Raw genomic sequence first — 8016 nt, 5'->3', positions numbered from 1 at the left:
TTACTCGACGATGCTTGCGACGATGCCGGCGCCGACGGTGCGGCCGCCTTCGCGGATCGCGAAGCGCAGCTTTTCTTCCATCGCGATCGGAACGATCAGCTCGACCGAAACCGTGACGTTATCGCCAGGCATGACCATTTCCGTACCTTCCGGCAGCGAAACGATACCGGTCACGTCCGTCGTGCGGAAGTAGAACTGCGGACGGTAGTTGGTGAAGAACGGCGTATGACGGCCGCCTTCTTCCTTCGTCAGGATGTAGGCTTCAGCCATGAACTTCTTGTGCGGCTTGACCGAACCCGGCTTGCACAGGATCTGGCCACGCTCGACGCCGTCACGGGTGACGCCGCGGATCAGCGCGCCGATGTTGTCGCCGGCCTGGCCCTGGTCGAGCAGCTTGCGGAACATTTCAACGCCGGTCACGGTGGTCTTGGTCGTCGCGCGGATGCCGACGATCTCGACTTCTTCACCGACCTTGACGATGCCACGCTCGACGCGGCCGGTCACGACCGTACCACGGCCCGAGATCGAGAACACGTCTTCGATCGGCAGCAGGAACGGCAGGTTGATCGGACGCTCAGGCGTCGGGATATAGGCGTCGACAGCAGCCATCAGCTCGCGGATCGCGTCTTCACCGATCTTCTTGTCCGAATCTTCAAGAGCGGCCAGAGCCGAACCCTTGACGATTGGGATGTCGTCGCCCGGGAAGTCGTAGGACGACAGAAGTTCGCGAACTTCCAGTTCGACGAGTTCGAGCAGCTCGGCGTCGTCAACCTGGTCGACCTTGTTGAGGAACACGACGATTGCCGGAACGCCGACCTGACGGGCAAGCAGGATGTGCTCGCGGGTCTGCGGCATCGGGCCGTCGGCAGCCGAGCAAACCAGGATCGCGCCGTCCATCTGGGCAGCACCGGTGATCATGTTCTTGACGTAGTCGGCGTGGCCGGGGCAGTCGACGTGCGCGTAGTGGCGGGCAGCCGTCTCGTACTCGACGTGCGCCGTCGAGATGGTGATGCCGCGGGCCTTTTCTTCCGGAGCGGCGTCGATCTGGTCATACGCCTTGAACTCGCCGAAATACTTCGTGATCGCTGCCGTCAGCGACGTCTTGCCATGGTCAACGTGGCCGATCGTGCCAATGTTGACGTGCGGCTTGTTGCGCTCAAATTTGCTCTTTGCCATGGGGGGGTCAACACACTCGACTACACCACGTCCACAGCGGGTGTGANCGTGATCGCTGCCGTCAGCGACGTCTTGCCATGGTCAACGTGGCCGATCGTGCCAATGTTGACGTGCGGCTTGTTGCGCTCAAATTTGCTCTTTGCCATGGGGTCAAGTTTCCTGTGATCAATGAGAATGCACCATACCGGCGGCGCCGGTTTGGGGAGGCGTTTAAGGGTTTCGGAAGAATTGCGCAAGACTTAATTGTTTTGCGCGCTTCGAGACCCTTGGCCTCGGGATGGACCACATATGGGAAGGACCGAATCCGATTCCAATAGCAGCAACAAGCAATCCGGAAAGCGGCACAAATCAACGATTTGCCGCGACATATTAAAGCAAAAAATAATATTCAGGATTTTTGGAGCGGGTAGCGGGAATCGAACCCGCGTATTCAGCTTGGAAGGCTGCTGCTCTACCATTGAGCTATACCCGCGGGGTCATGATCCGTGCAACAGAATGGTGGAGGGAGTTGGATTTGAACCAACGTAGGCTGAGCCAACGGATTTACAGTCCGTCCCCTTTAACCACTCGGGCATCCCTCCATTATTCTGTCGGGATCAAGCGACCAAGTCTCAGATCGAAGCGGCGTCTGCCGGAGCAAGTCGGCCGTTCAATCTGCGCCGGGTATATGACGGGCCAGTTTCCTCCTGTCAACACGACTTTCCAGAAAAATTTGGGAAATTCGCGATAAAGATGGACGACGTCCGATTTCGCGAAAAATGGTTCCACGCGCGGGCCATCCCCAGTATAAGACGCGCATGAGCAAAGATAATCCCGGCGACAAGAGCGCCAAAGACACCCATTACGCAACTCTCCGGCGCGCCCACCGCGATGCCAAGCGCGAACGCGGAGAAATCCCGACGCCCGTTCCGGACAAGCGCCGCAAGAACACCTCCCCCGACTGGAAGGCGCCGCAACTGGCGCCCGATCAGGTGCTGCTCTACGGCATCCACACGGTGCGCGCGGCCCTCGACAATTCCGACCGCAAGATCACCAAGCTGTCCGTCACGCAGAATGCGCTGGTGCGGCTGGAAATCGGCGCGGTGGATACGCTGGGCTTTCCCGTAGAGATCGTCAGCCCGCAGGATCTGGACAAGATTCTCGGACCGGACGCGATCCACCAGGGCGTCATGTTGGAAACGGCGCCCCTGCCCGTCCGCCGCCTTTCGGCGCTGAAGGACAGCCCTCTGGTGCTGGTGCTCGACCAGGTCACCGATCCGCACAATGTCGGCGCCATCATGCGCTCGGCCGTCGCCTTCAATGCCGGCGCGCTGATCACGACGCAGCGCCACAGCCCGACCGAATCCGGCGTCATGGCGAAGTCCGCCTCGGGTGCCCTTGAAATGATCCCCTATATCCAGATCACCAATCTCGCCGATGCGCTCGACGAGTTGCACAAGCTCGGCTTCGTCTCGATCGGGCTTGATTCGGAGGGACCGGCTCCGCTCGAGAAATCACTGAGCGGCCAGAAGATCGCATTGGTTCTGGGAGCCGAAGGCAAGGGATTGCGACAGAAGACCCGCCAGACCGTCACGGCGCTGGCGCGTCTCGACATGCCCGGTGCGATCAAATCGCTGAACGTTTCCAACGCGGCTGCGATCGCCATGTATGCCGCGCGCGCCCATCTCGCCAAAGCCTGATACCTAGCGCACCGCAGAAAAAACACCCACCGACATGCGGGCTTCGGGACAACCATCCCGGAGCCTGCGCCAGGTGGTGACATTGAGCGCCATCTCGCAGCGGGCCAGATAAACATCGTCTCCCACACGGATGCAGGTCATCTGGCCAAGCTCGGCTTTGGTGCCGTCACGTTTGCGGCAGGTGCAGCCAGCGTCAGGCGGCGCGGCGCTGGACACGCCAGCGGTCAATCCGGCAAGGGCCAGAGCAAGCGTAGCCATCAGTGGTGCCCGAACGCTTTTCATCAGCGAAGTATAATATGAAAAGCTCCAGCCTCCAAACGGGCGACGGTATCAGGACGGCAGGAGGCAGCGCGTCGCACCATCCCGCGGCGTGATCGTCACTGCATTCGCCGCCCAGCGCAGCGCCACTGGATATTCGATCACACTCGGCAGTGCCTTTATCGCATCGGCATAATCCGGCGTGCGCTTCATCTCGGCCTCATACACATCCTTGCAATCAGGAAGGCGGGCCGCGTCGAGACCGGTTTCCTCGCCGATTCGCTTCGAGCAAGCGTCCGTGTCCGCATAGAGCGAACAGGATGTCGTCAGGTTACGAACAAATTCCAGCGACAGGCCGTGTTCATCGACTTCAACCGCCGAAAGGCTTTCGATCGCCATTGCCGTATCGAAAAGTTTCGTGGCGGTCTTGGCGTCAAAGACCACGAAGGGCAGACCGCCATTCCAGCCGTCCGCCGCCTGGAAGAAGGCATAGGATCCGGCGGCCCCGAGAAAATAACCGGCAAGATCGTCACTGATCAGCCGTTCGCCGGCACTCTCCCGCTCGCAGGGTGCATCCGCCGCCTGCAAGGAGAGTTTTTCCGCGCCGACTTCGCCGAGATCCACCTGCTTGACCATGAAATCGGCATAGCGACTGCAGGTGACCTTCGGCTCGGCAGAAGGATATTGCGGGTCCGTCGGTAGCTTGACGGTCTCGTTGGCAGCGGGCTTGTCGAACGGATCGACTGGCGCGGCGAATGTGGACGATGCCAGGAGCGTCAGTGCAATCCCGATAGAAGCATGGCGATGCAGCATGATGTTCCCTCCTCGTTTTCGAAGAGAAAACTAACGAATGCCGGGCCTGAATCAACGGCCTTCTGCGCAATCCTGCGTGGACCGTGAAAAAGCCGGACACGATGTGCCCGGCTTTGAGATTTCGCAGATGCTATCCGATGATCAGGCGGCGATATCGAAATGGCCGCGGTCGGCGATGGCCTTTTCGGCGGCGCTGATCGCTGCGTCCTTCGAATCAGGGCTGATCGCCAGACCCTCGGCACGGACGAACTCGACATCGGTGATGCCGATAAAGCCGAACACCGTGCTGAGATAGGTTTCCTGGTGGTCCATGGCGCTGATTGGGGATGCGCCGGAATAATGGCCGCCACGGGTCGAGGCGACGATCACCTTCTTGCCCTTTGCGAGACCTTCGACGCCGCTTTCGGTGTAGCGGAAGGTGGTTCCGGCAACGAGGATGCGGTCGATCCAGGTCTTCAACTGGCTCGGGATGGTGAAGTTGTACATCGGCGCGCCCACAACGACGACGTCGGCGGCGAGGAATTCGTTGAGCGAGGCACGGGCTGCATCAAGTTCTGCGACCAGCTTGGCATCGAGGCCTTCCGGGTTGGCGGATGCATTCATCAGATGCGTGCCGTTGAGATGGGCGAGCGGATCAGCGGCGAGATCGCGGTAGGTGACGCTGTTACTCGGGCGCTCTGTCTTGATGCGCGCGACGATCGAAGCCGTCAGGCGGCGCGACACGGAATGATCGCCGAGAATGCCGGAGTCGATATGGAGAATGTTCATCTTGCACCTTCGTAGGAAATTGTGTGGCGTTTGGGTGCTTCAGATATGAATTTAAAACAATCGATCGATAAGCCGCCTCTTTTTCGACAGGCCGTTTCCTGATAGAAACGATGAAAACGTGTCACGGATGGAACAGAGGTGTGAAATGCAGGACCTGAACGATCTCGCGCTGTTTGCCGCCGTCGTCAAACACAAGGGTTTTTCGTCGGCCGCGCGCGTCCTGAATATTCCGAAATCGAAGCTGAGCAAGCATGTGGCGCGGCTGGAGCAGCAGTTGGATGTCCGGCTGCTCGAACGCTCGACCCGCAAGCTGCGCGTGACCGAAATCGGCCAAGAATTCTATGAGCGTTGCGAAACGATCCTGTCCGGCATCGAAGCGGCGGAGGCGGTGGTGGCCGCCGCCAAGAGCGAGCCGGTCGGCGTCGTGCGGCTGTCCTGCCCGATCGGCTTCACGCCGATGGTCGGGCATCTCGTTCCGATGTTTCACCGGCTGTATCCGGGCGTGCGCCTGCTGATCACCGCCACCAACCGGCGGATCGACCTTGTCGAGGAACGCATCGACGTGGCGCTGCGCGCCCGCGACCAGCTCGACACCGACAACAATCTCATCGTCCGCAAGCTCGGTGAGGCCCGGCAATATCTCGTCGCAAGCCCGACCCTGATGGCGCGGCTGGGCAATGTGACGATCGACACGCTCGGCAAGATGCCGACGCTGTCGATGAACGAACAGCACCTGACCGACACCTGGCAGCTCAATCATATGGATGGCACCAGGCGCGAGATCGTCCATCAGCCCATTATCGGCTGTGGCGATTTCGGCATTCTCGAACGTGCGGCCATCGAGGGCATGGGGATTGCACTTCTGCCGAACCACCTCTGTGTGCGCGGATTCCGGACCGGCTTGCTCGTTCCTGTCCTGCCGGAATGGTCGTCGAACAATACGATCGCGCATCTGGTGTTCACCTCACGTCATGGCATGCTGCCGTCCGTGCGTGCGCTGATTGATTTCCTTGCCGAAAACCTGCCGGGCGCGATGTCCCGTTGCAATGAAGTCGATCCGGCCCCCGCAATGTTGGATGCTGCCGAATAAGCAGGATTGCGGTCCGGTTGCATAAAACTGTGCAGACCGGGCGCGTCGCCGTGACGCGCAGCCTGTTTGCCGTGCTGCGCGTTATGATCGATCGGTCCCGCCGCCGAATCACCGCTGGCGGGGATGAGGGCGCGATCATGACACTGGAACGGCGACGGCGAATCATCCGGACGCGGCGCACCGCAGTCGGGGTGTTCCTCGTCGTCACCATTTCGTTTCTGGCGGGAATGACCGATGCCGCCGGCCTTCTCGTCGCAGGCAGCTTCGTCTCCTTCATGAGCGGCAACACAACGCGCGCCGCGGTTACCCTTGCCGACGGACAGTATGGCTATGCCGCTGTGCTGCTCGGTGCGCTGGCGATCTTTGTGGCCGGCAATGCGCTCGGCATCATCATTGTCCACAACGCCACCCGCCGTGCCTTTCGCGTCCTGTCGGCCGTCACGATCGCCCTTGGCGTCGCGGCCACGATCAACGACCCTGCTCTTGCCACGCTTCGCTTCTACGCGCTCGTTCTGGCCATGGGCCTCGTCAATGCGGCTGTCGAGCATATCGAAGGTTTGCCGATCGGGCTGACCTATGTGACCGGCGCACTCTCCCGTTTCGGCCGGGGCATCGGTCACTGGATGGTGGGCAGCCCGCGCCGCGACTGGATCATTCAGATCGCTCCCTGGATCGGCATGGCCGCCGGCGGCATTTGCGGAGCCTTTCTCGAACGGATGCTGGGCGGCGGTGTTCTCTGGCTGGTCTGCGCCCTGTCAGCATCCCTTACGGTCCTCGCCTTCCTCATCCCGCCACGCCTTCAGAAGCGACTCGCGCAACATGCGCAACACCCGGGCAAAGCACGCTCTCGCCCGACCTCCTGATCCGATTGGCACCCGCCGGAAACAATCCCGCCGGCACGGTTCTGCGTGCCAACGGGACCCGAAATCGACGAAATTCGTATTTTCCCTTTACACGGCCGGAGAATATGCTAACTCCCTGCCGCGTAGCTGCCCTTATAGCTCAGTTGGTAGAGCACCTGATTTGTAATCAGGGGGTCCCGGGTTCGAGTCCTGGTGGGGGCACCATTTTTCTCCTTCATTTCCCGACGCCATTCTTCCGCACCGCCAATGTTTTGCGGGCCATTAAACTTGTCGAGCCTCCGGTCAAGGCATCGGATTGCCATTTGTAGAATCCATAAATCGCAGTTGAATCAGGCAACTATGCCAGTGGTTGCCATTCGGCGACCATTCTTTTCCTTTCACACCGCGAACTTTTATGCATGATGCCGGTGGTAGCACTGGCCATGGCACCCGTTGAGGTGCAGCCGGCGGACAGCGGATACTTCTTCGGGTCTTTCCCATTCGGACCCAACCTATTCAAAGCACAGGCATTTCATGGCTCGCACGTTCAAAACCATCTCCTTTGCCGCCTCCGCCACCGAGGAAGCGCAAAAGGCGGCAGAGGAATTGATCGCGATCTATGGCCAGGAAGATCCTGAGCATGCCGATGTTATTGTCGCTCTCGGCGGCGACGGGTTCATGCTGCAAACACTGCACAAGACGATGAATTCCGGCAAGCTGGTCTATGGCATGAATCGTGGCTCGATCGGCTTCCTGATGAACCGCTACAGCACCGAAAACCTGCATGAACGTTTGGTAGAAGCTGTCGAAAACACGTTTCGGCCGCTCGAAATGCAGACCGTCGATACCGATGGGAACCGTTTCAAGGCGCTGGCGATCAACGAGGTCTACCTCTTCCGCCAATCCTACCAGGCGGCCAAGCTCAAGGTCGTCGTCGATGGGCGAGTGCGGCTGGAGGAACTGATCTGTGACGGCGTATTGCTGTCGACCCCTGCAGGCTCGACCGCCTACAATCTCTCCGCCCACGGACCGATCCTGCCGCTGGAGGCGCCCCTGCTCGCGCTGACCCCCGTCAGCCCCTTCCGCCCCCGGCGCTGGCGCGGTGCGCTCTTACCGAACAAGGTGACCGTCGATATCGCGATCCTCGAACCGGAAAAACGTCCGGTGAACGCGGTGGCCGATCATATCGAGGTCAAATCGGTCGTGACGGTGCGGATCGCCGAATCGGAGAACATGACGGCCCATATTCTCTCCGATCCCGACTATTCCTGGTCGGACCGTATCCTCGCCGAGCAGTTCTCGAACTAGCACAAGGCAGGCGGTCCGAAGGCCGGACCTTGAAACGGAATCGGTTTCGGCCGAAAATCGGCAAACGGCTGCGTAAGCCTTG

General features: G+C 60.2%; 9 protein-coding genes and 3 tRNA genes. 5 read left to right on the top strand and 7 right to left on the bottom strand.

From position 1 onward, the window contains the following. From tuf to ASG68_RS11070, 4 genes are all read right to left on the bottom strand, one after another. Entirely contained in the window at positions 1 to 1176 is a 1176-nt protein-coding gene (tuf, locus tag ASG68_RS11080) for an elongation factor Tu (RefSeq protein WP_062576534.1), read from the bottom strand. A gap of 47 nt (positions 1177 to 1223) precedes the next feature. Then, positions 1224 to 1322 (bottom strand): GTP-binding protein (locus tag ASG68_RS30540; RefSeq protein WP_141681087.1); only part of this gene is annotated, 99 nt, incomplete at its 3' end. 252 nt (positions 1323 to 1574) lie between these two features. Then, positions 1575 to 1648, bottom strand: a tRNA-Gly gene (locus ASG68_RS11075). 24 nt (positions 1649 to 1672) lie between these two features. Continuing rightward, positions 1673 to 1757: transfer RNA gene (locus tag ASG68_RS11070), tRNA-Tyr, on the bottom strand. Positions 1758 to 1973: 216 nt separating this feature from the next. On the opposite strand from ASG68_RS11070, the gene rlmB reads away from it, so the two are divergent. Next, complete coding sequence (gene rlmB, locus ASG68_RS11065) at positions 1974 to 2855, top strand: 23S rRNA (guanosine(2251)-2'-O)-methyltransferase RlmB (RefSeq protein ID WP_062576686.1); 882 nt, start codon at positions 1974 to 1976, stop codon at positions 2853 to 2855. Between the two features lie 3 nt (positions 2856 to 2858). On the opposite strand, the gene ASG68_RS11060 is transcribed toward rlmB, so the two are convergent. The 3 genes from ASG68_RS11060 to ASG68_RS11050 all read right to left on the bottom strand — a co-directional run bounded on the left by ASG68_RS11060 (position 2859) and on the right by ASG68_RS11050 (position 4694). Then, positions 2859 to 3137 carry a hypothetical protein gene (locus ASG68_RS11060; RefSeq protein WP_062576533.1) on the bottom strand — a complete coding sequence of 93 codons (279 nt, stop codon included), beginning with the start codon at positions 3135 to 3137 and terminating at the stop codon, positions 2859 to 2861. Between the two features lie 48 nt (positions 3138 to 3185). Beyond that, positions 3186 to 3926, bottom strand: a complete 741-nt coding sequence (locus ASG68_RS11055) for a hypothetical protein (protein WP_062576531.1) — start codon at positions 3924 to 3926, stop codon at positions 3186 to 3188. 141 nt (positions 3927 to 4067) lie between these two features. Next, entirely contained in the window at positions 4068 to 4694 is a 627-nt protein-coding gene (locus tag ASG68_RS11050; RefSeq protein WP_062576529.1) for an FMN-dependent NADH-azoreductase, read from the bottom strand. Between the two features lie 145 nt (positions 4695 to 4839). On the opposite strand from ASG68_RS11050, the gene ASG68_RS11045 reads away from it, so the two are divergent. From ASG68_RS11045 to ASG68_RS11030, 4 genes are all read left to right on the top strand, one after another. Continuing rightward, on the top strand, positions 4840 to 5784 hold the full coding sequence (locus ASG68_RS11045; RefSeq protein WP_062576527.1) for a LysR family transcriptional regulator: 945 nt from the start codon (positions 4840 to 4842) through the stop codon (positions 5782 to 5784). 137 nt (positions 5785 to 5921) lie between these two features. After that, entirely contained in the window at positions 5922 to 6647 is a 726-nt protein-coding gene (locus tag ASG68_RS11040; RefSeq protein WP_062576683.1) for a YoaK family protein, read from the top strand. 128 nt (positions 6648 to 6775) lie between these two features. After that, positions 6776 to 6851: transfer RNA gene (locus ASG68_RS11035), tRNA-Thr, on the top strand. 309 nt (positions 6852 to 7160) lie between these two features. Continuing rightward, positions 7161 to 7934 carry an NAD kinase gene (locus tag ASG68_RS11030; protein ID WP_062576526.1) on the top strand — a complete coding sequence of 258 codons (774 nt, stop codon included), beginning with the start codon at positions 7161 to 7163 and terminating at the stop codon, positions 7932 to 7934. The last annotated feature ends 82 nt before the right edge of the window (positions 7935 to 8016 follow it).

Source organism: Rhizobium sp. Leaf453 (genome assembly GCF_001425605.1).
In the GTDB taxonomy this organism is placed as follows: domain Bacteria; phylum Pseudomonadota; class Alphaproteobacteria; order Rhizobiales; family Rhizobiaceae; genus Pararhizobium.
Note: the sequence above shows the minus strand (reverse complement) of the source record. Positions and strands in the feature narration are given on the sequence as shown.

Coding starts and splice junctions, on each gene's coding strand:
- tuf (WP_062576534.1), bottom strand. CDS start 1,176: ATGGCAAAGAGCAAATTTGAGCGCAACAAGCCGCACGTCAACATTGGC.
- rlmB (WP_062576686.1), top strand. CDS start 1,974: ATGAGCAAAGATAATCCCGGCGACAAGAGCGCCAAAGACACCCATTAC.
- ASG68_RS11060 (WP_062576533.1), bottom strand. CDS start 3,137: ATGAAAAGCGTTCGGGCACCACTGATGGCTACGCTTGCTCTGGCCCTT.
- ASG68_RS11055 (WP_062576531.1), bottom strand. CDS start 3,926: ATGCTGCATCGCCATGCTTCTATCGGGATTGCACTGACGCTCCTGGCA.
- ASG68_RS11050 (WP_062576529.1), bottom strand. CDS start 4,694: ATGAACATTCTCCATATCGACTCCGGCATTCTCGGCGATCATTCCGTG.
- ASG68_RS11045 (WP_062576527.1), top strand. CDS start 4,840: ATGCAGGACCTGAACGATCTCGCGCTGTTTGCCGCCGTCGTCAAACAC.
- ASG68_RS11040 (WP_062576683.1), top strand. CDS start 5,922: ATGACACTGGAACGGCGACGGCGAATCATCCGGACGCGGCGCACCGCA.
- ASG68_RS11030 (WP_062576526.1), top strand. CDS start 7,161: ATGGCTCGCACGTTCAAAACCATCTCCTTTGCCGCCTCCGCCACCGAG.